This is a genomic window from Pseudomonas sp. CFII68 (assembly GCF_000416195.1).
Lineage (GTDB): Bacteria > Pseudomonadota > Gammaproteobacteria > Pseudomonadales > Pseudomonadaceae > Aquipseudomonas > Aquipseudomonas kilonensis.
Genome location: NZ_ATLN01000079.1, coordinates 1 through 26,459, shown reverse-complemented (window position 1 = coordinate 26,459; position 26,459 = coordinate 1). Strand labels below are relative to the sequence as shown.

The 26,459-nt window shown below is 61.6% G+C and carries 20 protein-coding genes; 17 read left to right on the top strand and 3 right to left on the bottom strand.

What is annotated here, in order from left to right:
• From CFII68_RS14465 to CFII68_RS14510, 10 genes are all read left to right on the top strand, one after another.
• Positions 1 to 1,877 (top strand): primosomal protein N' (locus CFII68_RS14465; RefSeq protein WP_018606716.1); only part of this gene is annotated, 1,877 nt, incomplete at its 5' end.
• A gap of 242 nt (positions 1,878 to 2,119) precedes the next feature.
• Complete coding sequence (argS, locus tag CFII68_RS14470) at positions 2,120 to 3,856, top strand: arginine--tRNA ligase (protein WP_018606714.1); 1,737 nt, start codon at positions 2,120 to 2,122, stop codon at positions 3,854 to 3,856.
• Position 3,857: 1 nt separating this feature from the next.
• A complete protein-coding gene (locus CFII68_RS14475; RefSeq protein WP_018606713.1) occupies positions 3,858 to 4,553 on the top strand; it encodes an SPOR domain-containing protein in 696 nt (231 codons plus the stop codon).
• 273 nt (positions 4,554 to 4,826) lie between these two features.
• The gene (gene hslV, locus CFII68_RS14480; protein ID WP_003196958.1) at positions 4,827 to 5,357 is read left to right on the top strand and encodes an ATP-dependent protease subunit HslV; all 531 of its coding nucleotides are present in this window, start codon (positions 4,827 to 4,829) and stop codon (positions 5,355 to 5,357) included.
• Between the two features lie 56 nt (positions 5,358 to 5,413).
• Entirely contained in the window at positions 5,414 to 6,751 is a 1,338-nt protein-coding gene (hslU, locus tag CFII68_RS14485; RefSeq protein ID WP_003196955.1) for an ATP-dependent protease ATPase subunit HslU, read from the top strand.
• Between the two features lie 195 nt (positions 6,752 to 6,946).
• Entirely contained in the window at positions 6,947 to 7,324 is a 378-nt protein-coding gene (locus CFII68_RS14490; protein WP_018606686.1) for a gamma-butyrobetaine hydroxylase-like domain-containing protein, read from the top strand.
• A 278-nt stretch (positions 7,325 to 7,602) separates the two neighbouring features.
• Positions 7,603 to 9,282 carry a class II poly(R)-hydroxyalkanoic acid synthase gene (gene phaC / locus CFII68_RS14495; protein WP_018606684.1) on the top strand — a complete coding sequence of 560 codons (1,680 nt, stop codon included), beginning with the start codon at positions 7,603 to 7,605 and terminating at the stop codon, positions 9,280 to 9,282.
• A gap of 243 nt (positions 9,283 to 9,525) precedes the next feature.
• A complete protein-coding gene (phaZ, locus tag CFII68_RS14500; RefSeq protein WP_003186648.1) occupies positions 9,526 to 10,383 on the top strand; it encodes a poly(3-hydroxyalkanoate) depolymerase in 858 nt (285 codons plus the stop codon).
• 112 nt (positions 10,384 to 10,495) lie between these two features.
• Entirely contained in the window at positions 10,496 to 12,178 is a 1,683-nt protein-coding gene (phaC, locus tag CFII68_RS14505; protein WP_018606678.1) for a class II poly(R)-hydroxyalkanoic acid synthase, read from the top strand.
• A gap of 60 nt (positions 12,179 to 12,238) precedes the next feature.
• Positions 12,239 to 12,859, top strand: a complete 621-nt coding sequence (locus CFII68_RS14510) for a TetR/AcrR family transcriptional regulator (RefSeq protein WP_018606676.1) — start codon at positions 12,239 to 12,241, stop codon at positions 12,857 to 12,859.
• Between the two features lie 257 nt (positions 12,860 to 13,116).
• Here the strand turns inward: CFII68_RS14510 and CFII68_RS14515 are convergent, their stop codons facing one another.
• Positions 13,117 to 15,567 carry a glycogen/starch/alpha-glucan phosphorylase gene (locus tag CFII68_RS14515; protein ID WP_018606673.1) on the bottom strand — a complete coding sequence of 817 codons (2,451 nt, stop codon included), beginning with the start codon at positions 15,565 to 15,567 and terminating at the stop codon, positions 13,117 to 13,119.
• 253 nt (positions 15,568 to 15,820) lie between these two features.
• Between CFII68_RS14515 and CFII68_RS14520 the strand changes: the two genes are divergently transcribed.
• On the top strand, positions 15,821 to 16,258 hold the full coding sequence (locus tag CFII68_RS14520; RefSeq protein WP_003196865.1) for a YkgJ family cysteine cluster protein: 438 nt from the start codon (positions 15,821 to 15,823) through the stop codon (positions 16,256 to 16,258).
• 225 nt (positions 16,259 to 16,483) lie between these two features.
• Here CFII68_RS14520 and typA read toward each other — a convergent pair whose 3' ends face one another.
• Together typA and thiI are read right to left on the bottom strand one after the other, a co-directional pair.
• Positions 16,484 to 18,304, bottom strand: a complete 1,821-nt coding sequence (gene typA / locus CFII68_RS14525; RefSeq protein ID WP_003186725.1) for a translational GTPase TypA — start codon at positions 18,302 to 18,304, stop codon at positions 16,484 to 16,486.
• Positions 18,305 to 18,441: 137 nt separating this feature from the next.
• Complete coding sequence (gene thiI, locus CFII68_RS14530; protein WP_003196863.1) at positions 18,442 to 19,896, bottom strand: tRNA uracil 4-sulfurtransferase ThiI; 1,455 nt, start codon at positions 19,894 to 19,896, stop codon at positions 18,442 to 18,444.
• Positions 19,897 to 20,225: 329 nt separating this feature from the next.
• Here thiI and glnA point away from each other — a divergent pair, with 329 nt between their 5' ends.
• The 6 genes from glnA (at position 20,226) to ntrC (ending at position 26,420) form a co-directional block, all read left to right on the top strand.
• A complete protein-coding gene (gene glnA, locus CFII68_RS14535) occupies positions 20,226 to 21,632 on the top strand; it encodes a glutamate--ammonia ligase (RefSeq protein ID WP_003186728.1) in 1,407 nt (468 codons plus the stop codon).
• Between the two features lie 123 nt (positions 21,633 to 21,755).
• Entirely contained in the window at positions 21,756 to 22,319 is a 564-nt protein-coding gene (locus CFII68_RS14540; protein ID WP_018606668.1) for a chorismate mutase, read from the top strand.
• Between the two features lie 193 nt (positions 22,320 to 22,512).
• Positions 22,513 to 23,031, top strand: coding sequence for a DUF4124 domain-containing protein (locus CFII68_RS14545; RefSeq protein WP_018606666.1), 519 nt, complete (start codon positions 22,513 to 22,515; stop codon positions 23,029 to 23,031).
• Complete coding sequence (locus CFII68_RS14550) at positions 23,028 to 23,648, top strand: DUF4124 domain-containing protein (protein WP_018606664.1); 621 nt, start codon at positions 23,028 to 23,030, stop codon at positions 23,646 to 23,648. Before CFII68_RS14545 ends, CFII68_RS14550 begins: the two co-directional genes overlap by 4 nt.
• A 253-nt stretch (positions 23,649 to 23,901) precedes the next feature.
• Complete coding sequence (gene glnL, locus CFII68_RS14555; protein WP_014336111.1) at positions 23,902 to 24,987, top strand: nitrogen regulation protein NR(II); 1,086 nt, start codon at positions 23,902 to 23,904, stop codon at positions 24,985 to 24,987.
• The gene (ntrC, locus tag CFII68_RS14560) at positions 24,984 to 26,420 is read left to right on the top strand and encodes a nitrogen regulation protein NR(I) (RefSeq protein ID WP_014336110.1); all 1,437 of its coding nucleotides are present in this window, start codon (positions 24,984 to 24,986) and stop codon (positions 26,418 to 26,420) included. Before glnL ends, ntrC begins: the two co-directional genes overlap by 4 nt.
• Positions 26,421 to 26,459: the final 39 nt, after the last annotated feature.

Genomic DNA, 26,459 nt, shown 5'->3' with positions numbered 1-26,459 from the left:
AGGCGCGCCAGGAGCGGTTCTGGTCGGTGGCACCTGGCGCCTCGCTGGACGACCCGCGCATCGCCCGTGCCCCGCGCCAGCGTGAGGCCTTGACGACCCTGGCCCAGCATCCCCACGGCGTGGCGCATCAATTGCTGAGCAAACTGATGCTCAGCAAGGACAGTCTCGATCTACTGCTGGCCAAGGACCTGGTGCAGGTGGAAGTGCGCAGGCACGCCCCCGGTGTCCGCCATGAACATTGGCTGGCCCAGCCGGAACTGCCGCTCAACGCCGAACAGCGGGCTGCTTGCGAAGCGATTCGCGCAGGTCTCGACAGCTATCACGCCTTTCTGCTGGCCGGCGTCACTGGCAGCGGCAAGACCGAGGTCTACCTGCAACTGATCCGCCAGACCCTGGAGGCCGGCAAGCAGGCCCTGGTGCTGATTCCGGAAATCAACCTCGGCCCACAAACCCTGGCGCGCTTCGAACAGCGCTTCAACGCCCGGATCGCCCTGGTGCACTCGGCGGTCAACGACCGCGAACGCCTGGAGGCCTGGCTCGCCGCCCGTGACGGCGAGGCCGACATCATCATCGGCACCCGTTCGGCCCTGTTCACACCGATGAAGAACCCTGGCCTGATCATCATCGACGAAGAACACGACGGCTCTTATAAACAGCAGGAAGGCCTGCGCTACCACGCCCGCGACCTGGCGCTGGTGCGCGCCCGCCAGGAAAACATTCCGATCGTCCTCGGCTCGGCCACGCCATCGCTGGAAAGCCTGCACAACGCCTACACCGGCCGCTACGGCCTGCTGCGCCTCAATGAGCGGGCCGGCGGCGCCAAGCAACCGCGCTTCCTGCGCCTGGACGTGAAAAGTCGCCCGCTGGACAGCGGCATTTCCGGGCCGATGCAGCAAGCCATCGGCCAGACCCTGGCTGCCGGGCAACAGGTCCTGGTGTTCCTCAATCGCCGCGGTTTTGCCCCGACCCTGCTGTGCCACGACTGCGGCTGGATGTCGGGCTGCGAACGTTGCGACGCACGGATGACCGTGCATCAACGCCATGGCGAGCTGCGTTGCCACCATTGCGGCCACGTCGAGCGCGTGCCAAGGCATTGCCCGCAGTGCGGCAAAGTGGACTTGCGCCCGGTCGGTGCCGGCACCGAGCGTGCCGAAGAACGGCTGGGCATCCTGTTCCCCGATTACCCGGTACTGCGGGTGGATCGCGACAGCACTTCGCGCAAGGACGCGATGAACCAGTTGTTCGCCACGATCCAGAAGGGCCAGCCGTGCATCCTGGTGGGCACGCAGATGCTCGCCAAGGGGCACCACTTCCCACGGGTCACGCTGGTGTCGATCCTCGACGCCGATGGCGGACTGTTCTCCGGTGATTTCCGCGCCAGCGAGCGCATGGCGCAGTTGATCGTCCAGGTCGCAGGCCGGGCCGGGCGGGCCGAGGAGCCGGGCAAAGTGATCATCCAGACCCACCTGGCCGATCATCCACTGTTGATCCAACTGACCGAGCAAGGTTATTTCGCCTTCGCCGAACAGGCCTTGAGCGAACGCCGCAGTGCCGGCCTGCCGCCTTTTGCCCACCTGGCGCTGTTGCGGGCCGAAGCCCACAAGCCGGGGCAGGCCGAAGGCTTTCTCGATGAGGCCTGCAGCGAGGCAGAGCGCTTGCTGGCGGAGCAGAATCTCACCGGCATCGAACTCTTGGGCCCGGTGCCGGCGCCGATGGAACGGCGGGCCGGGCGCTATCGCGCGCAGCTTTTATTACAGGCCAATGCCCGGGCACCGCTGCATCGACTGCTGAGCGCCTGGCTGCTGGTGCTGGAACAGATGCCCAGCGGGCGGGCGGTGCGCTGGTCGCTGGATGTGGATCCGGTGGATTTGTACTGACCACTGTCCCCTGTGGGAGCGGGCTTGCTCGCGAAGACGGTGGATCAGCTGCGATGATGTTGGCTGTGCCGCCGCTTTCGCGAGCAAGCCCGCTCCCACAGGGTCCGAGTACATCCTGACCATCTGGAATAGTTACTAACCGACCCGCTACAGTTGGCAAGCCCGTCTTCGCCACGGATAATGCCCAGTTTTTCCACCAGCGCATCGAAGCGCCGCCGCGCCTGCGGTTGAAAGAGAAGACCATGAAAGACACCATTCGCCAGCTCATCCAGCAAGCCATCGCCCAACTCGTCACTGAAGGTGTGTTGCCAGAAGGCCTGTCGCCGGCGATTCAGGTCGAAAACACCCGCGACAAGACCCACGGCGACTTCGCCAGCAATATCGCGATGATGCTCGCCAAGCCGGCTGGCATGAAGCCACGGGACCTGGCGGAGAAAATCATCAATGCGCTGCCGGCCGACGAGAACGTCAGCAAGGCCGACATTGCCGGGCCCGGGTTCATCAATTTCTTCCAGAACACCCAGGCCCTGGCTTCGCGCCTTGACGCGGCCCTGGCTGACGAACGCATTGGCGTGCGCAAGGCCGGCCCGTTGCAGCGCACCGTGGTCGACCTCTCGGCCCCCAACCTGGCCAAGGAAATGCACGTCGGCCACCTGCGCTCGACCATCATCGGCGACGGCGTGGCCCGGGTCCTGGAGTTTCTCGGCGACACCGTGATCCGTCAGAACCACGTGGGCGACTGGGGCACCCAGTTCGGCATGCTGATGGCCTACCTGCAGGAAAACCCAATCACCAGTGACGAGCTGTCGGACCTGGAGAACTTCTACCGCGCCGCCAAGCAACGCTTCGACGAGTCGCCCGAGTTCGCCGACCGTGCCCGGGGCCTGGTGGTCAAGCTGCAGGCCGGCGATGCCGAGTGCCTGGCACTGTGGAGCAAGTTCAAGGACATCTCCCTGTCCCACTGCCAGAAAATCTACGAGTTGCTGAACGTCAAATTGACCATGGCCGACGTGATGGGCGAAAGCGCCTACAACGACGACCTGATCAACGTGGTCAACGACCTCAAGGCCAAGGGCATGCTGGTGGAAAGCAACGGCGCCCAGTGCGTGTTCCTCGACCAGTTCAAGACCGCCGATGGCGAGCCGCTGCCGGTGATCATCGTCAAGGCCGACGGTGGCTACCTCTACGCCACCACCGACCTGGCGGCCGTGCGCTACCGCAACGGCGTGCTCAAGGCCGATCGGGTGCTGTACTTCGTCGACCAGCGCCAGGCCCTGCACTTCCAGCAAGTGTTCGAAGTCGCACGCCTGGCCGGTTTCGTGCCCCATCCAATGGAGATGGAGCACATGGGCTTCGGCACCATGAACGGCGCCGACGGCCGCCCGTTCAAGACCCGCGATGGCGGCACGGTGAAGCTGATCGACCTGCTGACCGAAGCCCAGGACCGCGCCTACACCCTGGTCAAGGGCAAGAACCCCGAGCTGGCCGAAGACGAACTGCGCAAGATCGCCAAGGTCGTGGGCATCGACGCGGTGAAATACGCCGACCTGTCCAAGCACCGCACCAGCGACTACAGCTTCAACTTCGACCTGATGCTCAATTTCGAAGGCAACACCGCGCCGTACCTGCTGTACGCCTACACCCGCGTGGCGGGGGTGTTCCGCAAGCTCGGCAAAAGCTTCAATGAAGTGGACGGCCAGATTGTGCTCGAGGCCCCTCATGAACAGGAGCTGGCGGCGAAGCTGGCGCAGTTCGGTGAAGTGTTGAATAACGTCGCCGACAAGGGCACGCCGCACACCCTGTGCGCCTACCTGTACGATGTCGCCGGCCTGTTCTCCAGCTTCTACGAGAACTGCCCGATCCTCAACGCGCAAACCCCAGAGCAAATGCAGAGCCGCCTGCGCCTCGCCGCGCTGACCGGGCGTACGCTCAAGCAAGGCCTGGAACTGCTGGGCCTGGAAACCCTGGAGCGCATGTAAGTTGGCCGCCAAGAAAAAACCTGCACCCAAGCGCGGCGCCAGTCGTTACCAGCCCCCGGCCAAACAGCCGATTCCGGGCTGGTTGTGGATGGCCATCGGCCTGACCGTCGGCGCGTTCATTGTGTTTCTGATGAAGCTGGATCCGGGCCAGGGCGATGACGTCAAGCGCGTCCGGCAAGAGCAGCAGAAAGCCACGCGCATCGCCGAGGCCAACAAGACCCCGCCAAGCCCGACGCAACCGGTGAAGCCGAAGTACGACTTCTACACCTTGCTGCCGGAATCGGAAGTCATCGTGCCGCCCGAGGCCGTGCCGGAGAAAACCCTGCCGACGCCGCAAGTGCCCACCACGCCGGTGACCCCAGCCGAAGCGGCGAAGATCGACACCGCTCGCGCCCAGGCGGCCCTGGCCGGCATCACGCCGCCACCGGCCCCTCCGGTGCAGAAAGCCGCGCCGGTGACGAAGTTCTTCCTCCAGGCCGGTTCGTTCCGCAAGGAAGCCGACGCCGACAAGGTCCGGGCACAGATCATTCTGCTAGGCCAGTCCGTGTCGGTGGAGTCCGGCACCGTGAAGGACGAAACCTGGTACCGGGTACTGGTCGGGCCGTTCAGCAACCGCGAGGAACTGACCAAGGCCCAGAAGCAACTGGCTGGCAGCGGTTTCAGCAATCTGTTGTTACAACAACGCCAAAGCCGCTGATTCTAACGAAGGCATCTGTGGCTGCGGGGCTTTCGTGGCGAGGGAGCTTGCTCCCGCTGGGCCTGTAGGAGCTGTCGAGCGGAGCGAGGCTGCGATCTTTTGATCTTGATCTTTCGCTTGAGACTCAATGGTCTGGGGAAAGATCGCAGCCTCGTTGCACTCGACAGCTCCTACGTGACTCGCACCACTCGTCCCCCGCAGTTGAAAAAAACCACGCCACCCCCATATGAGTTCCATCCGGGCATTTTCGCCCCGCTGCGTGGAGACTCTCCCTTGACCACCATCGTTTCAGTCCGCCGTCATGGCAAAGTCGTCATGGGCGGCGACGGCCAGGTTTCACTGGGCAACACCGTGATGAAAGGCAACGCGAAGAAAGTCCGCCGCCTGTATCACGGCGAAGTCATCGCCGGTTTCGCCGGGGCCACTGCCGACGCCTTCACCTTGTTCGAACGTTTCGAAGGCCAGCTTGAGAAACACCAGGGCCACCTGGTCCGTGCCGCCGTGGAACTGGCCAAGGAATGGCGCACCGACCGCTCCCTGAGCCGCCTCGAAGCCATGCTCGCGGTCGCCAACAAGGACGCCTCCCTGATCATCACTGGCAACGGCGACGTCGTTGAGCCCGAAGACGGCCTGATCGCCATGGGTTCCGGCGGAGCCTACGCCCAGGCTGCGGCCAGCGCCCTGCTGAAAAAAACCGACCTGTCGGCCCGTGAGATCGTCGAGACTGCCTTGGGCATTGCCGGCGACATCTGTGTCTTCACCAACCACACCCAGACCATTGAGGAGCAGGACCTCGCGGAATAAGCCTGTCCAGGCGACCCACGCCACGGCCCATTCCTGCTTGAGGACCACCCATTATTATGTCCATGACTCCCCGCGAAATCGTCCACGAACTCAACCGCCATATCATCGGCCAGGACGATGCCAAGCGCGCCGTCGCCATCGCCCTGCGTAACCGCTGGCGCCGGATGCAACTGCCCGAAGAACTGCGCGTCGAAGTGACCCCCAAGAACATCCTGATGATCGGCCCGACCGGTGTCGGTAAAACCGAAATCGCCCGGCGCCTGGCCAAACTCGCCAACGCGCCGTTCATCAAGGTCGAAGCCACCAAGTTCACCGAAGTCGGCTATGTCGGTCGCGACGTCGAGTCGATCATCCGTGACCTGGCCGATGCCGCCATCAAGCTGCTGCGCGAACAGGAAATCACCAAGGTCCGCCACCGCGCCGAAGACGCCGCCGAAGAGCGCATCCTTGACGCCCTGCTGCCACCGGCGCGCATGGGCTTCAACGCCGACGCCGCGGCGACCCAGGACTCCAACACCCGCCAGCTGTTCCGCAAGCGCCTGCGCGAAGGCCAGCTGGACGACAAGGAAATCGAGATCGAAGTGGCCGAAATGGCCGGCGTCGATATTTCCGCGCCGCCCGGCATGGAGGAGATGACCAACCAGTTGCAGAGCCTGTTCGCCAACATGGGCAAGGGCAAGAAGAAAAACCGCAAGCTCAAAGTCAAGGAAGCGCTGAAGCTGGTGCGCGATGAGGAAGCCGGTCGCCTGGTCAACGAAGAAGAGTTGAAGGCCAAGGCGCTGGAGGCGGTCGAGCAGCATGGCATCGTGTTCATCGACGAAATCGACAAGGTCGCCAAGCGCGGCAATGTCGGCGGTGCCGATGTGTCCCGCGAAGGTGTACAACGCGACCTGCTGCCGCTGATCGAAGGCTGCACGGTCAACACCAAGCTGGGCATGGTCAAGACCGACCACATCCTGTTCATCGCTTCCGGCGCGTTCCACCTGAGCAAGCCGAGCGACCTGGTGCCGGAGCTGCAGGGTCGCCTGCCGATCCGTGTCGAACTCAAGGCGCTGACGCCCGAAGACTTCGAACGCATCCTCAGCGAGCCCCACGCGTCCCTGACCGAACAGTATTGCGCGCTGCTCAAGACCGAAGGCCTGAACATCGAGTTCACGCCAGAAGGCATCAAGCGCCTGGCCCAGATCGCCTGGCAGGTCAACGAGAAGACCGAGAACATCGGTGCCCGTCGCCTGCACACGCTGCTCGAACGCTTGCTCGAGGAAGTCTCGTTCAGCGCCGGCGACCTGGCGAGCGCCCACAACGAAGCGCCGATCCTCATCGACGCCGAGTACGTCAACAGCCACCTGGGTGAGCTGGCGCAGAACGAAGACCTGTCGCGGTATATCCTGTAAATCACTGACAGGTTTCCCGGGACCTGTGGGAGCGAGCTGTGTGGGAGCAAGGCTTGCTCGCGATCCAGGCGCTGCGGTCCTCAAGAGACCGCGGCGTTTTCATCGCGGGCAAGCCTTGCTCCCACACAGCCCGCTCCCACATGGACCGTGTCGTTTTTGCAGATCAAGGCATCCTTCAGAGACGGATCACAGGCCATGACCAAACTCCCCACCGCCATCAACCTGCACAAAGCCTCCAGGACCCTGACGCTCAAATACGCGCCGGACGAGGAGTATCACCTGCCCGCCGAATTCCTGCGGGTGCACTCGCCTTCCGCCGAGGTCCAGGGCCACGGCAAACCCATCCTGCAATACGGCAAGCTCAACGTTGCCCTGACCAAGGTCGAACCGGCCGGCCAATACGCACTGAAACTGACCTTCGACGACGGCCACGACAGCGGACTGTTCACGTGGGACTATCTCTATCAGTTGGCGGTGCGTCAGGAAGACTTGTGGAACGATTATCTTGGCGAACTCAAGGCTGCCGGGAAAACCCGCGATCCGAACGAGTCCGTCGTCAAGCTGATGCTCTAACTCAAGGGCTGGCGCTTTAGGGCGAATTTTCTAGACTCATCTGCTTGAATGCCCGCGCGGCAACGTCAATGACTGGCCTGCTTGCGAAAAAAATTAAACTCGGGTAACCAATGGAGCTGGCAAGTTACCTGCAAAGGAACCGGCGAGTTCCTGGCATACGTTTCCTCATTGGACCTCGATGCGGAATTAATGGTCACCCGAGCAGCGTACCTGGTATCGGCTGTGTGTCTTCATGGCACGATCCGGGTACTCGTCTGAAGGACAATGGAGCGTCGTAGATGAGCAACAAGAACAACGATGACCTGAAGTATCAAGCCTCGGAAAATACCCTGGGGTTGAATCCCGTCGTCGGCTTGCGCAGAAAAGATCTGCTGGCCTCTGCCCGCATGGTGCTGACCCAGGCCATCAAACAACCGCTGCACAGCGTCAAGCACGTCGCCCATTTCGGCGTCGAACTCAAGAATGTCCTGTTCGGCAAATCCGAACTGCAACCGGCCGGCGACGACCGCCGCTTCGCCGACCCGGCGTGGAGCCAGAACCCGCTCTACAAGCGCTACCTGCAAACCTACCTGGCGTGGCGCAAGGAGCTGCACGCCTGGATCGACGACAGCAACCTCTCGCCCGCGGACATCAGCCGCGGGCATTTCGTGATCAACCTGATGACCGAAGCCATGGCCCCGACCAACTCGGCGGCCAACCCGGCGGCGGTCAAGCGTTTCTTCGAAACCGGCGGCAAGAGCCTGCTGGACGGCCTATCCCACCTGGCCAAGGACCTGGTGCACAACGGCGGGATGCCGAGCCAGGTCAACATGGGCGCGTTCGAGGTCGGCAAGAGCCTGGGCGTGACCGAAGGCGCCGTGGTGTTTCGCAACGACGTGCTGGAGCTGATCCACTACCGGCCCATCACCGAGCAGGTCCACGAGCGACCGCTGCTGGTGGTGCCGCCACAGATCAACAAGTTCTACGTATTCGACCTGAGCCCGGACAAGAGCCTGGCGCGCTTCTGCCTGCGCAGCAACGTGCAGACCTTCGTCATCAGTTGGCGCAACCCCACCAAGGAGCAGCGCGAGTGGGGCCTGTCGACTTACATCGAGGCGCTCAAGGAAGCGGTGGACGTGGTCACGGCCATCACCGGCAGCAAGGACATAAACATGCTCGGCGCCTGCTCGGGCGGCATCACCTGCACCGCGCTGCTGGGCCATTACGCCGCCCTCGGCGAGAAAAAGGTCAATGCGCTGACCCTGCTGGTGAGTGTGCTCGACACCACCCTGGACACCGACGTGGCACTGTTCGTCGACGAACAGACCCTTGAGGCGGCCAAGCGTCACTCCTACCAGGCCGGTGTACTCGAAGGCCGCGACATGGCCAAGGTGTTCGCCTGGATGCGCCCCAACGACCTGATCTGGAACTACTGGGTCAACAACTACCTGTTGGGCAACGAGCCGCCCGTGTTCGACATCCTGTTCTGGAACAACGACACCACGCGGCTGCCGGCGGCGTTCCACGGCGACCTCATCGAAATGTTCAAGAACAATCCACTGATCCGTCCCAATGCACTGGAAGTGTGCGGCACGCCCATCGACCTCAAGCAGGTCACCGCCGACATCTACTCCCTGGCTGGCACCAACGACCACATCACGCCGTGGAAGTCCTGCTACAAATCGGCGCAGTTGTTTGGCGGCAAGGTGGAGTTCGTGCTGTCGAGCAGTGGCCATATCCAGAGCATCCTCAACCCGCCAGGCAACCCCAAGTCGCGCTACATGACCAGCGAGGACATGCCGACCAAGGCCGAGGACTGGCAGGAAAACTCCACCAAGCACACCGATTCCTGGTGGCTGCACTGGCAGGCCTGGCAGGCCGAGCGCTCGGGCAAACTGAAGAAAGCCCCGACCGTGCTGGGTAACAAGGCCTACCCGGCCGGTGAAGCGGCACCCGGCACCTATGTGCATGAGCGGTAATGGATGCAACTCGTCTGCTGCGGGAGTGGGCTTGCTCACGAATGCACTTCGACAGCCGACATTACTGGTGAATACAAGGCCGTCTTCGCGAGCAAGCCCGCTCCCACATTTGATCGGTTGCGAACCTGAAACTCATGTTCACAGCAGAACCCAACGTGGGAGCGGGCTTGCTCGCGAAGGCCGCGACTCGGTCTGACAAACCGAACACAGGTAAACCGAGACATGACCCACAGGGCTTGAAGCATGCCGCAACCGTACATCTTCCGTACCGTCGATCTGGATGGCCAGACCTTGCGCACCGCGGTACGTCCCGGCAAGCCTCACTTGACGCCCCTGCTGATTTTCAACGGCATCGGCGCCAACCTCGAGCTGGTGTTCCCGTTCATCCAGGCCTTGGACCCGGACCTGGAAGTCATCGCCTTTGACGTACCCGGTGTCGGCGGTTCATCGACGCCCAACCGGCCGTATCGCTTTCCTGGCCTGGCCAAACTCACCGCGCGAATGCTCGATTACCTCGACTATGGGCAGGTTAACGTGATCGGCGTGTCCTGGGGGGGCGCCCTGGCCCAGCAGTTCGCCTATGACTACCCCGAGCGCTGCAAGAAGCTGGTCCTGGCGGCCACGGCGGCCGGGGCGGTGATGGTGCCGGGCAAACCGAAGGTACTGTGGATGATGGCCAGCCCCCGGCGCTACGTTCAACCGTCCCATGTGATGCGTATCGCCCCACTGATCTACGGCGGTTCGTTCCGTCGCGACCCGAGCCTGGCGGCCAGCCATGCGGCCAAGGTTCGTTCGGCGGGCAAGCTCGGTTATTACTGGCAACTGTTCGCCGGCCTGGGCTGGACCAGCATCCACTGGCTGCACAAGATCCACCAGCCGACCCTGGTACTGGCCGGCGACGACGATCCGCTGATCCCGCTGATCAACATGCGCATGCTGGCCTGGCGCATTCCCAACGCTCAATTGCACATCATCGATGATGGCCACCTGTTCCTGATCACCCGGGCCGAGGCGGTGGCGCCGATCATCATGAAATTCCTCGAGGAAGAACGTCAGCGTGCCGTGATGCATCCGCATCCCTCGCCGCTGGGCGGCGGCTAAAACCGCCCATTAGCGCCTGGCAGGACGCCGGACCGCGCAGCGACCCGAAACAGCGACTATGTTGTCTGGTTCGGTGTGTTTGTTTTTAGCCTGATGACGAAGGAGTTGACTCATGCGCGACAAACCGGCGAAGGGTTCCATACCCGCCCCTGCCAACTTCATCAACGCACAAAGTGCGGTCACCGGCCTGCGTGGCAGGGACTTGCTGTCGACCTTGCGCAGCGTCGCCGCACACGGCTTGCGCAACCCGGTGCACAGTGCCCGGCACGCGTTGAAACTGGGCGGCCAACTGGGCCGCGTGCTGCTGGGCGAGACCCTGCACCCCACCAACCCCAACGACCCGCGTTTTGCCGATCCCACCTGGCAGCTCAATCCGTTCTACCGCCGCAGCCTGCAGGCTTACCTGAGCTGGCAGAAGCAGGTCACGAGCTGGATCGACGAAAGCACCATGAGCCAGGATGACCGCGCCCGCGCCCACTTCGCCTTCGCCCTGCTCAACGACGCCGTATCGCCGTCCAATACCTTGCTCAACCCACTGGCGGTCAAGGAACTGTTCAACTCCGGCGGTACCAGCCTGGTCCGAGGCCTCAGCCACCTGGTGGATGACCTGCTGCACAACGACGGGTTGCCGCGACAAGTCACGCCCCATGCCTTTGAAGTCGGCAAGACCCTGGCGACCACCCCTGGCGCGGTGGTGTTTCGCAACGAATTGCTCGAGCTGATCCAGTACCGGTCCATGAGCGAAAAGCAATACGCCAAACCGTTGCTGATCGTGCCGCCGCAGATCAACAAGTTCTACATTTTCGACCTGAGTCCTTCCAACAGCTTCGTCCAGTACGCCCTGAAAAACGGTTTGCAGGTCTTCATCATCAGTTGGCGCAACCCTGACGTACGCCACCGCGAATGGGGCCTGTCCAGCTACGTCGAGGCCGTGGAAGAGGCCATGAACGTCTGCCGGGCGATCACCGGTGCCCGCGAGGTCAACCTGATGGGCGCCTGCGCCGGGGGCCTGACCATCGCGGCCCTGCAAGGTCACTTGCAAGCCAAGCGCCAGTTGCGCCGGGTCGCCAGTGCCACCTACCTGGTGAGCCTGCTGGACAGCCAGATCGACAGTCCAGCCACGCTGTTCATCGACGAGCAGACTCTCGAAGCCGCCAAGCGCCGTTCCTACCAGAAAGGCATCCTCGATGGCCGCGACCTGGCCCGGGTGTTTGCCTGGATGCGCCCCAACGATCTGATCTGGACCTACTTCATCAACAACTACCTGCTGGGCAAGGAGCCACCGGCCTTCGACATCCTCTATTGGAACAACGACTGCACCCGGCTGCCGGCGGCTTACCACGGCGACCTGCTGGACTTCTTCAAGCACAACCCACTGACCCATCCCGGCGGCCTGGAAGTGTGCGGCACGCCCATCGACCTGCAGAAAGTGACGGTGGACAGCTTCAGTGTGGGCGGCATCAATGACCACATCACGCCGTGGGACGCGGTGTATCGCTCGACCCTGTTGCTCGGTGGCGAAAAACGCTTCGTGCTTTCCAACAGCGGCCATGTCCAGAGCATCCTCAACCCGCCGGGCAACCCCAAGGCCAACTTCATCGAAAGCGCAAAATTGAGCAGCGACCCACGGGCCTGGTACTACGACGCCAAGCACGTCGAAGGCAGTTGGTGGACCCCATGGCTGGGCTGGATCCAGGAACGCTCCGGTGCCCAGCACGAAACCCAGATGACCTTGGGCAATGCGAACTACCCGCCTCTGGACGCCGCTCCCGGCACCTATGTTCGCGTGCGCTGAAGGCCTTACCCCACGGCCAGGCGATTGGCCGTGGCATGACTTGATCATTAAGAAGACCGGATGAAAACCCGCGACCGCATCCTTGAATGTGCCCTGCAATTGTTCAACGAAAAGGGCGAACCGAACGTCTCCACCCTGGAAGTTGCCAACGAAATGGGCATCAGCCCGGGCAACCTCTACTACCACTTCCATGGCAAGGAACCGCTGATCCTCGGGCTGTTCGAGCGATTCCAGGGCGAACTGGCGCCGCTGCTGGACCCGCCGGCGGACGTGCAGTTGGCGCCGGAAGACTACTGGCTGTTCCTGCACTTGATCGTCGAGCGCCTGGCCCAGTACCGGTTTCTGTTCCAGGACCTGTCGAACCTGGCCGGACGCCTGCCGAAGCTGGCCAAGGGTATCCGCCAATTGCTCAATGCCCTGAAGCGCACCCTCGCCTCACTGCTGGCGCAACTCAAGGCCCAGGGATTGCTGGTCAGCGATACCCAGGCCCTGGGGCAGCTGGTGGAACAGATCACCATGACCTTGCTGTTCTCCCTGGACTACCAGCGGATCCTCGACCGCGAAGGCGAGGTTCGGCTGGTGGTCTACCAGATCATGATGCTGGTGGCCCCGCACCTGCCGCCCGCGACCAAGGTGGCGACCGAGCAACTGGCGTTGCGTTACCTGGAAGAACACGACTAACCACCGGCTGTGACAGATCCATTGTGGGAGCGAGCTTTGTGGGAGCAAAGCTTGCTCGCGATCCAGGCGCTACGGTCCTCAAGAGACCGCGGCGTTTTCATCGCGGGCAAGCCTTGCTCCCACACAGCTCGCTCCCACATTGGATTGTTGGCACTTCCAGTGCTGAGCCCGGCCACATAGCCCGGCGAAACTGGCGCCTAGTATATCGACGAAGCCCAACCGCCGTTGGGCTTCGCTCACATTTCTTACAGCAAATGCTACTCCAGGGCTTTCCAGATGTCGGTCGCGTACTCACGGATGGTCCGATCCGAAGAGAACCAGCCCATGCGCGCGGTGTTGAGCACCGCCGAACGCCACCATTGCTTGGAGTCATGCCAACGCTCTTCGACCTTGGCCTGGGCGTTCCAGTACGAGTCGAAGTCGGCGCAGACCAGGAAGCGATCGTAATCGACCAACGAGTCCACGAGCCCGGCGTAGCGCATCGGATCATCCGGCGAGAACACTCCGCCGCGAATCGCCTGCAACACATCGTTGAGCCGATGGGACGCGGCGATGTCCGGCGCGGCGCTGAACTCACCATTTTGCTTGCGGGCCTCCACCTGCTCGGCGGTCAGGCCGAAGATGAACATGTGCTCACCGCCGACGCGCTCATGCATCTCCACGTTGGCGCCGTCCATGGTGCCGATGGTCAGTGCGCCGTTGAGGCCGAACTTCATGTTGCTGGTGCCCGACGCTTCGAAACCGGCCGTGGAGATCTGCTCCGACAGGTCCGCCGCCGGGATGATGCTTTCGGCCAGGCTGACGTTGTAGTTGGGCAGGAACACCACTTTGAGCAAACCACGCACGGTCGGGTCGTTGTTCACCACCCGGGCGATGTCGTTGGTCAGCTTGATGATCAGCTTGGCCTGGTGGTAACTGGCGGCGGCCTTGCCGGCGAAGATCTTCACCCGCGGCACCCAGTCCACTTCCGGCTCGGCGCGGATCGCCTGGTACAGCGCCACGGTGTGCATCAGGTTGAGCAACTGGCGCTTGTACTCGTGGATCCGCTTGACCTGCACGTCGAACATGGCCGCCGGGTTCACGGCGATGCCCAGGCGCTCGTGGATCAGATAAGCCAGGGCCTTCTTGCTGTGCAAGCGCTGCTCGGCGAACAGTTTGCGAAACGCTGGCTTGTCGGCAAACGGCTCCAGTTCGATCAAGCGCTCCTCGGGGTTGTCGAGCACGCTCGGGCCGAGGGCGTCGACCATCATTGAGGTCAATTCGGCGTTGGCCTGGAACAGCCAGCGGCGGAAGGTGATGCCGTTGGTCTTGTTGTTGATCCGATCCGGATAGAGCTTGTGCAGCTCGGAAAACACCGTGCTGCGCATCAGTTGGGTATGCAACCCGGACACGCCGTTGACGCTGTGGGAACCGAGGAACGCCAGGTTGCCCATGCGCACCCGGCGACCGTTGTCCTCTTCGATCAGCGAAACCGAACGCAGCACATCAAAATCGTGCACGCCCTTGGCTCGCAGCGAATCGATGTGCTGGGCGTTGATCAGGTAGATGATCTGCATGTGCCGGGGCAACATGCGCTCCATCAGCCCCACCGGCCAGGTTTCCAGGGCTTCGGGCAGCAACGTGTGGTTGGTGTAGGACAGCGTGTCCTGGGTGATCTGCCAGGCCGCGTCCCAAGCCACGTCGTAGACGTCCACCAGTTGTCGCATCAGCTCGGCCACGGCAATGGACGGGTGAGTGTCGTTGAGCTGGATCGCGGCGTGATCGCCCAGGGTCAGCACCGAGGTGTGCATGTTGCGATGACGACGCAGCAGGTCCTGCAGCGAGGCGGCCACGAAGAAGTACTCCTGGCGCAGGCGCAGTTCCTGGCCAGCCTCGGTGCTGTCGGCCGGGTACAGCACGCGGGAAATACTTTCGGCCCGGGCCACTTCGGCTACCGCGCCCAGGTGGTCGCCAGCGTTGAAGCGCTCCAGGTGCAGGTCTTCCACGGCGCGGGCACGCCACAGGCGCAGGGTGTTGACGCTGGCACCGCGCCAGCCCACCACGGGTGTGTCATAGGCGATGGCCCGCACGGTTTCGGCCGGGGACCAGACTTGCCGGGTTTTACCCGCCTCATCGGTCACGGTCTCGACGCCACCGCCAAAGCCGATCGGGTAGACCACCTCCGGCCGCTCGAACTCCCACGGGTTGCCGAAATCCAGCCAGTGTTCGGTCTGCTCCTGCTGCCAGCCGTCGACGATCGCCTGGCGGAACAGGCCGTGTTCATAACGGATGCCGTAGCCATGGCCGGCAATACCCAGGGTCGACATGCTTTCCATGAAACATGCGGCCAAGCGGCCAAGGCCACCGTTGCCCAACGCCGCATCCGGCTCGAGCAGACGGATGCGCTCCAGGTCCACGCCCAGCTCGGTCAGGGCTTCGCGGGCGGTATCCAGCAGGCCGAGGTTGCTCAGGCTGTCGTAGAGCAAGCGACCGATGAGAAATTCCAGGGAGAGGTAATAGACGCGCTTCTGGCCCTTGCGATAGATCTGTCGCGTGTGGTCCATCCAGTGATCGACCATGTGGTCGCGGGCGGCGAGGGCAATGGCTTCGAACCAGTCGTGATCAAACGCATGATCCGGGTCCTTGCCGACGGCATAAGTGAGTTTGGTCAACACGGCGTCGCGAAATGCGGCAACTTCAGCTTCGCGAACAAGTGGTTCTTGAGTCATCGATAAGACCTCGAACGAGCATGGAATTGTCTGAGCCTAGACGGTCTGACAGACGGTACAGGCTCTTGGTTCGGTGGATTTCCCCGAGTGTCGGAGAATCATCGCCATGGAATTGCCGGATGGTCGAATGAATGCAGGGGCCGTGCCGATCCGGGCAGGTTTGGCCGGGATGAAAAAAAACTGGCGGATGGTCGTTCAAAATTTCACCAGTCCCGGTATGATCGCGCGCCCTGATGCATGCTGGTAAACCGTGATGATGAAGCCCAACCTGATCGCCGCCGCGGAGATCGACCGACTCGATACCTGGGCCAAGTACTCCGCCCCGATGTGCGGTTCCTGCGTGTCGAGCTGCTGCACGCTGCCGGTGGAGGTCAAGATCAAGGACCTGATCCGCATCGGCATCGTCGATGAGTTCGAACTGGGCGACCCGCCGAAGAACATCGCCAAGCGCCTGCAAAAGGAAGGGATCGTCGAGCGCTACAACCAGAAGTCGGAAATCTTCACGCTCCAGCGCATGAGCAACAACGATTGCCTTTATCTGGACCGCAAAAGCCGGTTGTGCACCATTTACGAGAAACGTCCGGACACCTGCCGCAACCATCCACGGGTCGGGCCACGTCCGGGCTATTGCGCCTACAAGCCCAAGGAAGTGGAGCGCGAGCGTAATCCACGGACGCTGGACAAATTCTGATCGACTGCTAGTTTCTGCGGCGTTTTGCAGATCGCTTTCGCGAGCAAGCCCGCTCCCACAATGGATCTACGGCGGATACAAAATCTGTGTCCACTGAAGATCCACTGTGGGAGCGGGCTTGCTCGCGAAGGGGCCCTATCAGACACCCAATAATTTCCAGGCATAAAAAAACGCCCCCGATCTCACGACCGGGGGCGTTTTTTTAGCTGCTAACTAAGTCGAAACTCAGTTGCCGCTTTTCTTGGCAGCGCGGGTACGCTCGCTTTCGCCCAGGATCTTCTTGCGAAGACGGATGGACTTCGGCGTCACTTCACACAGCTCGTCTTCCTGCACGAACTCCAGAGCTTGCTCCAGGGTGAACTTGACCGGCGGAACCAGGGCGATGGTTTCGTCTTTGCCCGAAGCACGCATGTTGTCGAGCTTCTTGCCTTTGGTTGGGTTCACGCCCAGGTCGTTGTCGCGGCTGTTCAGGCCGACGATTTGACCTTCGTAGATATCCTGGCCGTGCTCGACGAACAGCTTGCCGCGCGCTTGCAGGGTTTCCAGCGAGTAGGTCAGTGCCTTGCCGGTCGCAACCGATACCAGGACACCGTTCTGACGACCGGACATGTCGCCGGACTTCATCACGTCGTAACGATCGAAGATCGAAGTCAGGATGCCGCCACCGGAGGTCAGGGTCAGGAACTCGTTACGGAAACCGATCAGGCCACGAGCCGGGATGTTGTACTCAAGGCGCACACGGCCCTTGCCATCCGGAACCATGTTGGTCAGGTCGCCTTTACGCAGGCCCATTTGCTCCATGATCGCGCCCTGGGATTCTTCCGGCAGGTCGATGGTCACGTTTTCGTACGGTTCGTGCTTGACGCCATCAACCATGCGGATGATCACTTCAGGACGGCCCACACCCATTTCGAAGCCTTCGCGACGCATGGTTTCGATCAGTACCGAGAGGTGCAGCTCACCACGGCCGGAGACCTTGAACTTGTCGGCCGAGTCGCCTTCTTCAACGCGCAGTGCCACGTTGTAGAGCAGCTCTTTGTCCAGGCGTTCCTTGATGTTACGGCTGGTCACGAACTTGCCTTCTTTACCGCAGAATGGCGAGTCGTTGACCTGGAAGGTCATGGAAACGGTTGGCTCGTCGACGGTCAACGGCTTCATCGCTTCGACGTTCAGTGGGTCGCACAGGGTGTCGGAGATGAACAGTTGCTCGAAGCCGCTGATGCAGACGATGTCGCCGGCCGCTGCTTCTTCAACGTCGATGCGGTGCAGGCCGTGGTGACCCATCAGCTTGAGGATACGACCGTTGCGCTTCTTGCCGTCGGCGTCGATGGCAACCACCGGGGTGTTCGGCTTGATGCGACCACGGGCGATACGGCCAACACCGATAACACCCAGGAAGCTGTTGTAGTCCAGTGCCGAGATCTGCATCTGGAACGGACCGTCACGGTCGACTTTCGGTGCTGGTACGTCGTCGACGATCGACTGGTACAGCGGGGTCATGTCTTCAGCCATGGCGGTGTGGTCCAGACCGGCAATACCGTTCAGGGCCGAGGCGTAGACGACTTTGAAGTCCAGCTGTTCTTCGGTGGCACCCAGGTTGTCGAACAGATCGAAGATCTGGTCCAGGACCCAGTCCGGACGCGCGCCTGGACGGTCAACCTTGTTGATCACCACGATCGGACGCAGACCGGCTTCAAAAGCCTTCTTGGTCACGAAACGGGTTTGCGGCATAGGGCCGTCTTGAGCGTCAACCAGCAGCAGCACGGAGTCGACCATCGACATCACGCGCTCTACTTCACCACCGAAGTCGGCGTGGCCCGGGGTGTCCACGATGTTGATGTGGTAGCCATTCCAGTTGATGGCGGTGTTTTTCGCCAGGATGGTAATACCGCGCTCTTTTTCCTGGTCGTTGGAGTCCATCACGCGCTCGTCGTTGAGCTCGTTGCGCTCCAGGGTGCCGGATTGACGCAAGAGTTTGTCTACCAGGGTGGTCTTACCATGGTCAACGTGAGCAATGATGGCGATGTTGCGTAGATTTTCGATCACTTGTGTATCTCGATCAGAGGATTCGGTGTGCTGACAGGTCGTGGCAGCGATTTACGTTGAGTCCGACAAGCCGTTACAGCCTGTCGGCGGCGTCGGGGGGCCGGTGACGCAGGCCACAGGCAAACAGCCCCGGGCACTTAGCTCGGTCGATAAACGCGCACATTGGCATGCCCCTCACTGAGCAAATGGTGGGCATGCAGGCGACTCATCACGCCTTTGTCGCAATACAGCAGGTACTGGCGAGTAGGGTCCAGTTCCTTGAAACGCGCGTTCACTGCATAGAACGGCATCGTTTTTACCTCGATGCCGGCGATACTCAGCGGGTCGTCTTCAGCGTCGTCCGGGTGACGGATGTCGATGATGATCTGACCGGCCAGCGCTTCGCCGACTTCTTCAATCTGAATGTCCTGGCCCAACTCATCGATGACTCGATCGATTGGCACCAGCCTGGCGTTTTCGAGCGCACGCTCGAGCACCGCCATGTCGAATTCTTTCTCTTCGTGTTCCACCCGCCCGCGCTTGGCCGCCGTCTTCGGATTGACCGAGATGACGCCGCAGTACTCCGGCATGTGCCGGGCAAACTCGGCGGTGCCGATTTCATTGGCCTGGTCGATGATGTCCTGCTTGTGGCTGGCAATCAGCGGCCGCAAGACCAGCTTCTCGGTCACGCAGTCGATCACCGACAGGTTCGGCAACGTCTGGCTCGACACCTGGGAGATCGCCTCGCCGGTCACCAGCGCATCGATTTGCAGGCGGTCGGCAATTCGTGAAGCGGCGCGCAACATCATACGCTTCAAAATGACGCCCATATGACTGTTATCGACTTTGCCGAGAATCTCGCCCAGGACTTCTTCGAACGGCACACTCACAAATAACACGCGTTGGGAGCTGCCGTACTTCTTCCAGATGAAGTGCGCCACTTCCATCACGCCCAGTTCATGGGCACGCCCGCCGAGGTTGAAGAAGCAGAAATGGCTCATCAACCCGCGACGCATGATCTGGTAGGCGGCGACCGTGGAGTCGAAACCGCCGGACATCAGCACCAGGGTCTGCTCCAGCGAACCCAGCGGATAGCCGCCAATGCTGTTGTGCTGGCTGTGGATCACGAACAGCCGCTGGTCGCGAATTTCGATGCGTACTTCGATCTGCGGGTCTTTCAGCGAAATACCGGCCGCGCCGCACTGTCGGCGCAACTGGCTGCCGACGTACTTTTCCACGTCCATCGAACTGAACGGGTGCTTGCCGGCACGCTTGCAGCGCACCGAAAAAATCTTGCCGGCCAGGGCATCACCATAATGGAGCATGCACTTGGCGAGGATGTCGTCGAAATCCCCCAGCGGGTATTCATCGACTTGCAGGAAATGCGCGATGCCCGGCATGCAGCTCAGGCGCTCGGTCATTTCCTTCAGGACCTTGGGTTCGCTGACACGGGTTTCCAGCTCGAGGTTGTCCCACACGCCATTCACCACCACGGCCGGGTCCAGGTCTCGGAGCACGGCACGGATGTTCTTGGCCAACTGGCGGATGAAACGCATCCGTACCGGGCGGCTCTTGATGGTGATCTCGGGGAAGACTTTTACGATTAGTTTCATGAAAACAGCGCGCGAACGGCCAGCCGAAAAAGGGGGGCGCGGATTATAGCGGAAATTGCTCAAGGTTTAACCAGTTTATGTGCAGATGGTTTTACACGCACCAAAACAGGTCATTATCGATTGACGGCGCCACATTGCAGTGCGTTATTGTCTGACAATCTTTGATTTACGCCTTTAAAAGCGTGGATTTGGTGCAAAAAAACCCATGGCGGGGCACTGGCATGCAATTTGCTCCCTTGTGAGGCAGGTTGCCTTGGCAGAGTATTCGCGCCGGCATCACCCATATCTAAGGGCACTCCACTACCCGCCCGAAGCCACCCGGAGGACATATGTCGAAGTCGGTTCAACTCATCAAAGATCATGACGTCAAGTGGATTGATCTGCGCTTCACTGACACCAAAGGTACTCAACATCACGTGACCATGCCGGCCCGTGATGCGCTGGACGACGAATTCTTTGAAATCGGCAAAATGTTCGACGGTTCCTCCATCTCCGGCTGGAAAGGCATCGAAGCCTCCGACATGATCCTGATGCCGGACGACGAAACTGCCGTCCTGGACCCGTTCACCGAAGAGCCGACCCTGATCCTGGTCTGCGACATCATCGAACCTTCGACCATGCAAGGCTATGACCGCGACCCACGCGCCATCGCCCACCGCGCCGAGGAATACCTGAAGTCCACCGGTATCGGCGACACCGCTTTCTTCGGTCCTGAGCCTGAGTTCTTCATTTTCGACGAAGTCAAATTCAAGTCCGATATCTCCGGCTCCATGTTCAAGATCTTCTCCGAACAAGGTTCGTGGATGTCCGACCAGGACGTGGAAGGCGGCAACAAAGGCCACCGTCCAGGCGTCAAAGGCGGCTACTTCCCGGTTCCACCGTTCGACCACGACCACGAAATCCGTACCTCCATGTGCAACGCACTGGAAGAAATGGGCCAGACCGTGGAAGTTCACCACCACGAAGTGGCAACTGCCGGCCAGAACGAAATCGGCGTGAAATTCAACACGCTGGTCAAGAAGGCTGACGAAGTCCAGACCCTGAAGTACTGCGTACACAACGTTGCTGACGCCTACGGCCGCACCGCGACCTTCATGCCGAAGCCTCTGTACGGCGACAACGGTTCGGGCATGCACGTTCACATGTCGATCTCCAAGGACGGCAAGAACACCTTCGCAGGCGAAGGCTATGCTGGCCTGTCGGACACCGCCCTCTACTTCATCGGCGGTATCATCAAGCACGGTAAGGCCCTGAACGGCTTCACCAACCCGTCGACCAACTCCTACAAGCGTCTGGTACCTGGCTTCGAAGCCCCGGTCATGCTGGCCTACTCGGCTCGCAACCGTTCCGCCTCGATCCGTATTCCTTACGTGAACAGCCCTAAAGCCCGCCGTATCGAAGCGCGCTTCCCGGATCCGGCTGCCAACCCGTACCTGGCCTTCGCTGCACTGATGATGGCCGGTCTGGACGGTATCCAGAACAAGATCCACCCTGGCGACGCCGCTGACAAAAACCTGTATGACCTGCCGCCTGAAGAGGCCAAGGAAATTCCACAGGTGTGTGGCAGCTTGAAAGAAGCCCTGGAAGAGCTGGACAAGGGCCGTGCCTTCCTGACCAAGGGCGGCGTATTCAGCGATGACTTCATCGACGCTTACATCGCACTGAAAAGCGAAGAAGAAATCAAGGTTCGTACCTTCGTACACCCACTGGAATATGAGCTGTACTACAGCTGCTAATCCAGTAAGCGCCGCCACGCACGGCGTGCAATAAAGAAAGGCCTCCTTCGGGAGGCCTTTTTTATGGGCGCCAGTTACGTGCATGATGCCCCGTCGCCCCCCCCATAGAAGACGAGACTGTCCATGACTTTGCGCTTCAAACTCTGCCTTGCCCTGTCAGCCGCGCTGCTGGCCACCACCGCCGAAGCCGCCTCGACTTACGCCCCCGAGGCCCTGACTCCGCTGCTTAACGCCATTGGAGAACGCCTGGCCCTCGCCGATCAAGTGGCCCTGAGCAAATGGGACAGCCATAAACCGGTAGAAGACCGTCAGCGCGAGCGTGAAGTCATTGCCGCGGCTGTCGCCCAGGCGCCGGCCTACAAGCTGAGTGGCGAAACCGTGGAAGCGTTTTTCGCCGCCCAGATAGAAGCCAACAAAATGGTGCAGTACATCAACTTGTCCGACTGGGCCCAGGAAGGTAAGGCCCCGGACCTCCCGCGCCCGGACCTGGTGGGACAGATCCGCCCGCAACTCGACCGGTTGCAAAAACGCCTGCTGCAACAACTGGCCGACTTCGCCCCCTACCGCACCGACCCGCAATGCCCGCAATGGCTGGCCCGAGCCACCCACCACAACAAGCAACACCCGGTGCACCGCCTCGCCCTGATCCGAGCGACCGGAGAGCTGTGTACCTCCACAAAAGCTTAAGACAGCCTACCTCCCCTTGTGGGAGCGGGCTTGCTCGCGAATGCGGTGTGTCGGACACACAGATGTCGACTGATACACCGCTTTCGCGAGCAAGCCCGCTCCCACAGGAGGCGCATGCAACACAACAACTTGGGCCAACCATCCGCCCTGGCCTATGCTGCACCCATCACTTTTCGTTTTCGGTCGATTTTCCATGGGTCGCGGCTTTTCAATCATCCTGTTGTTGCTGCTGGCACTGCCCGCCGCCGCGCAGATCTACAAGTACACCGACGCCGACGGCAACACCGCCTACAGCAACCAGCCGCCCCAAGGCGTACCGGCCCAGACGGTGGAGTTGCCGCCGCTCAACAGTATCGAACGCCAATCCCCGGCCAGCCCGGACACACCGCCAGCCCCCGCCAACAGCGACGAGCCGCGCAATGCCTACGAGGCACTGGAACTGACCGACATCCCCACCGAAGAAGCCCTGCGCGCCAACAACGGCACCTTCACCGTTGGCGTGCGGGCGCAACCGCGCCTGCGCAGCCCTCACCTGTTCCGGCTGCTGCTGGACGGCCAACCCTATGGCCAGCCGACCAACGTACCGCGCCTGCAATTGGTGAACATCGATCGGGGCGAGCACAGCCTGGCGGTGCAAGTCATCGACGGGGACACCCTCGTGCAACAAAGCGAAACCGTCACGTTCACCGTGCAGCGGGTGCACCAGCCATGATCCGCTGGCTGCTCGCGCTTAGCCTGGCACTGGCGGCGCTGCCTGGGGTGGCGCAGGTCTACACCTACATCGATGCCCAGGGTAATCGCGTCTTCACCGATCAGCCGCGCCCCGGCAATGCGAAAAAAGTCCAACTGCCACCCGGCAACCGGATGCCAACGCCCCCGGGCACAACAACGGCACCCACCGCCGAAACCCGGCCCGAGCCGCTGTTTCATTACGAAATGCTCCGACTGTTGATACCCGAGCCGGACGCGACGATACGCAGCACCGCAGGCGAACTGATCGTCAGCGTCACCAGCGAACCCGGCCTGAAAAAAGGTCACCGCTACCGCCTGCTGCTCGACGGCCAGCCGACGGGGGCGCCGGGGCCGAGCCCGGTGTTTGCCTTGAGCAACATCGATCGAGGCACCCATCACCTGGCGGTAGAAATCCTCGATGAGCAGGACCGCATCGTCGAACGCACCGCCAACCAGCCCTTCCATATGCAACGCATGTCCCTGGCGCAAAAGCGCCGCATCAAGCCCTGCACCACGACCGACTACGGTCAACGCCCCGAATGCCCCCTCGCCGAAAAGCCTGAAGAAGAAAAAAGCAGCATCCTGCCGTTCTTCTGACGTCACTCAGGACTGCGCACTATATTGGTGCAATGCATTGCACACTACTCAGATCCCAAACCCATTTTGGTTCGAAAGTACCCGTAAAAGCTGGCTGAATGCCACGCAACCGGGCGAAAAACACCTTTTTGAGGCTCTAAACGCTTCTTTTCGGAGCCTTGGTTTGTTTTTTGCATTTTCCTTGTAACAGCGCATTAATCGCGCGCGCAATTTGGGACCGGTCCCGAGTTGCTACGCTCCAAAAGAGGTCCTGATGACCATTAGCGACGCACTACACCGCTTGCTGCTCGACAACCTCACCACCGCGACCATCCTGCTCGACGCCGAACTGCGCCTCGAGTACATGAACCCGGCGGCGGAGATGCTCCTGGCCGTCAGTGGCCAGCGCAGCCACGGGCAGTTCATCAGCGAGTTGTTCACCGAATCCACCGAAGCGCTCAACTCCTTGCGCCAGGCGGTGGAACAGGCCCATCCGTTCACCAAGCGCGAAGCGATGCTCACCGCGCTGACCGGCCAGACCCTGACCGTGGACTACGCGGTTACGCCGATCCTGAACAACGGCGCCACCCTGCTGCTGCTGGAAGTCCACCCGCGTGATCGCCTGCTGCGCATCACCAAGGAAGAAGCGCAATTGTCCAAGCAGGAAACCAGCAAGATGCTGGTGCGCGGCCTGGCCCACGAGATCAAGAACCCCCTCGGCGGGATTCGTGGCGCGGCGCAGTTGCTCGCCCGCGAACTGCCGGAAGAAAGCCTCAAGGACTACACCAACGTCATCATCGAGGAAGCCGACCGCCTGCGGAACCTGGTGGACCGCATGCTCGGCTCGAACAAGCTGCCATCGCTGGCGATGTGCAACGTGCATGAGGTGCTGGAGCGCGTCAGCAGCCTGGTGGAAGCGGAAAGCCAGGGTTGCATCACGCTGGTGCGCGACTACGACCCGAGCATCCCCGATGTCCTGATCGACCGCGAGCAGATGATCCAGGCCGTGCTGAACATCGTGCGCAACGCGATGCAAGCCATCAGCAGCCAGAACGAGCTGCGCCTGGGTCGCATCAGCCTGCGTACCCGCGCCATGCGCCAGTTCACCATCGGCCACGTGCGCCATCGCCTGGTGACCAAGATCGAAATCATCGACAACGGCCCGGGCATCCCTGCCGAGCTGCAGGAAACCATCTTTTTCCCCATGGTCAGCGGCCGTCCGGACGGTACCGGGCTGGGCCTGGCCATTACCCAGAACATCATCAGTCAGCATCAGGGCTTGATCGAGTGTGAAAGCCACCCCGGCCACACCACCTTCTCGATCTTCCTGCCACTGGAACAAGGAGCCACATCGACATGAGCCGTAGTGAAACCGTGTGGATCGTCGATGACGACCGTTCTATCCGTTGGGTCCTGGAAAAAGCCTTGCAACAGGAAGGCATGACCACCCAGAGCTTCGACAGCGCCGATGGGGTGATGAGTCGCCTGGCGCGTCAGCAACCGGACGTCATCATCTCCGACATCCGCATGCCTGGCGCCAGCGGCCTGGACCTGCTGGCGCGGATTCGCGAACAGCATCCGCGGCTGCCGGTGATCATCATGACCGCCCATTCCGACCTGGACAGCGCCGTGGCGTCCTACCAGGGCGGCGCTTTCGAATACCTGCCCAAGCCATTCGACGTCGATGAAGCCGTGTCGCTGGTCAAGCGCGCCAATCAACATGCCCAGGAACAACAGGGCATGGAAGAGGTGCCGGCCCTGGCCCGTACCCCGGAAATCATCGGCGAAGCGCCGGCGATGCAGGAAGTGTTTCGCGCCATCGGGCGCCTGAGCCACTCCAACATCACCGTGCTGATCAACGGCGAGTCGGGCACCGGTAAAGAACTGGTGGCCCACGCCCTGCACCGTCACAGTCCACGGGCGGCGTCGCCGTTCATCGCGCTGAACATGGCGGCGATTCCCAAGGACCTGATGGAGTCCGAGCTGTTCGGCCACGAAAAAGGGGCATTCACCGGCGCCGCCAACCTGCGGCGCGGGCGCTTCGAGCAAGCCGACGGCGGCACGTTGTTCCTCGATGAAATCGGCGACATGCCGGCCGACACCCAGACCCGCTTGCTGCGCGTACTGGCCGATGGCGAGTTCTATCGGGTCGGCGGGCATACGCCGGTCAAGGTGGACGTGCGCATCATCGCCGCCACCCACCAGAATCTGGAAACCCTGGTTCACGCCGGCAAATTCCGTGAGGACTTGTTCCACCGCTTGAACGTGATCCGCATTCATATCCCGCGCCTGGCGGATCGTCGCGAAGACATCCCGACCCTGGCCCGGCACTTCCTCAGCCGCGCGGCCCAGGAACTGGCGGTCGAGCCCAAGCTGCTCAAGAGCGAAACCGAGGAATACCTCAAGAACCTGCCGTGGCCGGGCAACGTGCGTCAGCTGGAGAACACCTGCCGCTGGATCACGGTGATGGCTTCGGGCCGCGAAGTGCACATCAGCGACCTGCCGCCGGAGCTGTTGAGCCTGCCGCAGGATTCAGCCCCGGTGACCAACTGGGAGCAAGCCCTGCGCCAGTGGGCTGATCAGGCCCTGGCCCGTGGCCAGTCGAGCCTGCTGGACAGCGCCGTGCCCAGCTTCGAGCGGATCATGATCGAGACCGCCCTCAAGCACACCGCCGGTCGCCGCCGCGACGCCGCCGTGCTGCTGGGTTGGGGCCGCAATACCTTGACCCGCAAGATCAAGGAATTGGGGATGAAGGTTGACGGTGGGGATGATGATGACGGGGATGAGGGCTGATCGGCCTTTAACCCTGTGGGAGCGGGCTTGCTCGCGAAA